This window comes from Steroidobacter sp., assembly GCF_016790065.1.
In the GTDB taxonomy this organism is placed as follows: Bacteria; Pseudomonadota; Gammaproteobacteria; order Steroidobacterales; family Steroidobacteraceae; genus Steroidobacter.
In genome coordinates, this window is the sequence record NZ_JAEUPY010000042.1 from 1 (window position 1) to 2,822 (window position 2,822).

Below are 2,822 nucleotides of genomic sequence, written 5' to 3' on the forward strand. Positions count from 1 at the left end.
GTTGCGCCGAGGCGCCTGGGCTCGATTCAGGCGGCCGCTGATCGTTCTCTAATTCGATCTCGACGCCTAACAGGTCACGTGCAAGCTGCGCGTAAAGCGCTGCGCAGGACTCATTCAGCGAATCGCTCCATACCGAGAGGACTGCGAGCACCTCGGCACGCGTCCCCTCCGACACAGATTGTTCCATCACCATGCGTTCGAGTTGCTCGTTGACGTGCGCGGCATAGACCTCATCCGTCACGCGCATCGGCAGGTACCAGGGCAGCACCCGGAATGCCTGTCTGAGGCGCGCCTGATGCTGCGGTTGACGGTCACACGCCGCTCGGACGAGGTTCACCGCCAGATGCAGGTGGTGCAACAGGTCGACGATGGCGACCTCCGCAATCGAGGGGTCCGGGCTGTGCACGGCCATCGATTGCATGAGCGCCGCTGTGCTGTCTGCGTCGCCGCCAACCGATGAGCTCGCCTCGGGCTCGGCCTCGATCACACGCTCCCCGTTACCGCCGTTTACCAAGTGACGGCGCGCGAGGGTAGATTCGTGACTCGCTCCGGCCCCGCCCTTCGCGTCGCAGCTGAGCAACCTTTCATTGTTCGTCATAGTGACTCCTTCAGGGTTCGATGACTTCGGACTCCCAGGTGTGGAAGCCGCAGGTAAAGATCGGACGGCCCTTCGGGCCTGGGTCAGGCTTCACATCGTCCCAATGGACGGTGGCGCTGCCGCGATAGTTGAACGTTCCAGACCCGTCCGAATCAGCGATGGGCCAAGTAATGGGCACCCACTCGTGCGCGGCCTGCGCCGGTCGGTGACAGGTCGGACAGTTGGGCACGCTAAGACGCATACCGCACCTCCATGAAAGTTCAGATGAATGCTCCGGTGTTCGAGTGCGACGCTCCGTCATGAGCTGCGTAGCGGAAAGAAACATTCCGCGTCGACGCTCACCGCACGAATGCTTTGGGAGGGATGGTCCGCAACAAGCGCCGCGGCGACCGGGCTCGTGTGATCGCGGCCGGCGGCCGCGAGTTACCCTTGAGCAAACGAACGCCACCCCATGGGTTGCGTCCGGTTGCGCTCTCGTCTTAGGAATCAAACAGTCTCAGCTGGTAGCGATCGAACGAGGTGTCGTACTCCGCGTCCCACGGATATCGTCCCGCGAAATCCGGCATCACCACCTGCTGCACGGCGCACGGCACGGGTACGCTCTGGCAGTACTCCACCGCAAGCCGCATGTATCTCGCCGCTCGCTCCAGGCGCACGGGTTTGACCATCAGCGCGATGCCCCCGAGCACGTTCCGAATGGGCTCATCCATAGGCGGCGCCACACCTCGCCTGACGTACCGAGCCACCAGGGTGCGCACCGTTACCAGCGAGGCCTCGTGGGTTTGTCCAAAGAGCAGCAGCTCGGGCCGTCTGAACCGTTTCGCAAGACCGACCGTGTAAGCGTAGGCCGGAGTTCGGGTGCTGCGATCGTAAGGTTTCCAGAGCGTCACGAAGCCAAACTCCTTGAGATGGCTGCCGCTGCGACTGAGGAGCGTCTGCAGCTCACCTTGTTCGTGAATGGCAGCACTCATACGAGCGTTGCCACAGTCGCCTCGCCCGAGCGTGGGCGCGGCGCGACTAGCACCTCCAGACGAATTACTCGCGCCCGTCGGCTATATTGAAAGGATCCCGTCGAACCCCCATCGGGCTCGAAACAGGCAATCGAAGCCGCCGCGTTTCTTTCGATACGCATTGGAAATCTCCAGGGGGGTGAGGTTCGAGGACACGCTTGGCTCGCGCGGTGTCCCCGAGCAGTTGGTTGAAAATAATGTGTGACTACAGGGCTACCGGGTCACGTCGATGCACTTGATCAATGCACCGAGGGTGCTGATCAATTTGCGCTTGAAGCTAACTTAAGCGCGCAAGTTCTAACGTTTAGGGTCCACAAGATGCATGTGGCTGCTCCTATCCACGCACGACGACGCCGTGGCGCAGCTGCGCGAGGCGGTAGGCAGTCGGCAGCATTCGCACGGAAGACGACAGCTTGGGGATGGCCTCGACCCCGAACCGAAGAAACACATCGTTCCAATCCAGCTGTGTGTCACGTGGGTACAACGCCTCCACGGTTCGAGCTTCGGCCGCCATGCGCGCCGTCAACTTGTTCACGGCATTCCGACCAGCCTTATCGGGATCTGCCCATACCACAATGTGTCGCACCACCGATGGCACGACGAGCGAGCCGAGCAGCGCCGCGGTCAAGGCCGGCCAGAGCGGCAGATGCGGATTTCTCAACAGTCCCGGTAGGCCGTTCTCGAACCCTTCGCAGGTCATGAGCACCGGCCCGGGCGGATGCAGCCGAAGCGAGCCGCCACTGGCGTTCGCACCCGCCATCGTCAACAGCTTCTTCACCGACTTGACTGGCGCCTTCTGGCCGTCCGCCGTCAAGAAATATCGCTGGATCGAAACAACCTCTCTCGCAGGCACTTCGATGTCTGCGATCAGGGTTGGAAAGCATCCGACGAACTGACTGTCTTCGTCATAGTAGGCAAGTCCGCGATGACACCGTAGCGGTTGCAACGTCGAGAGGTCCAAGGCAGCAAAGCCCCTCGATGCCAGATATCGGCGAGCGGGCTCCGCGTCTTCGTGTGTCAACGGTTTGGCTTGGTTGCGAAGCCCCAGTAGCGCCTCTCGCGTGGGCCCTTGCCATTCGTCACGTTCGGAGGACTTCTCACGCGGAGGCGACACGATCATCGGCGGCGGCGCTCCGACTCTCGAGTCCATCTCATCGAGCACGCGACGCAATTCTCGTCCCGTGGTCTTCTCGTCGGCGTTCAGCAGCCACATC

At 61.9% G+C, this 2,822-nt stretch carries 4 protein-coding genes; all 4 read right to left on the reverse strand.

Annotation, left to right across the window (positions count from 1 at the left end):
- The coding region (locus JNL55_RS01615) for a hypothetical protein (protein WP_293848523.1) at positions 1 to 598 on the reverse strand (598 nt) is incomplete at its 3' end.
- Positions 599 to 608: 10 nt separating this feature from the next.
- Entirely contained in the window at positions 609 to 839 is a 231-nt protein-coding gene (locus JNL55_RS01620; RefSeq protein ID WP_293848524.1) for a hypothetical protein, read from the reverse strand.
- Positions 840 to 1,077: 238 nt separating this feature from the next.
- Positions 1,078 to 1,569, reverse strand: a complete 492-nt coding sequence (locus JNL55_RS01625) for a DUF4262 domain-containing protein (protein WP_293848525.1) — start codon at positions 1,567 to 1,569, stop codon at positions 1,078 to 1,080.
- Between the two features lie 373 nt (positions 1,570 to 1,942).
- A partial coding sequence (locus JNL55_RS01630) for a toprim domain-containing protein (protein WP_293848526.1) occupies positions 1,943 to 2,822 on the reverse strand: 880 nt, incomplete at its 5' end.

Coding starts and splice junctions, on each gene's coding strand:
- JNL55_RS01620 (WP_293848524.1), bottom strand. CDS start 839: ATGCGTCTTAGCGTGCCCAACTGTCCGACCTGTCACCGACCGGCGCAG.
- JNL55_RS01625 (WP_293848525.1), bottom strand. CDS start 1,569: ATGAGTGCTGCCATTCACGAACAAGGTGAGCTGCAGACGCTCCTCAGT.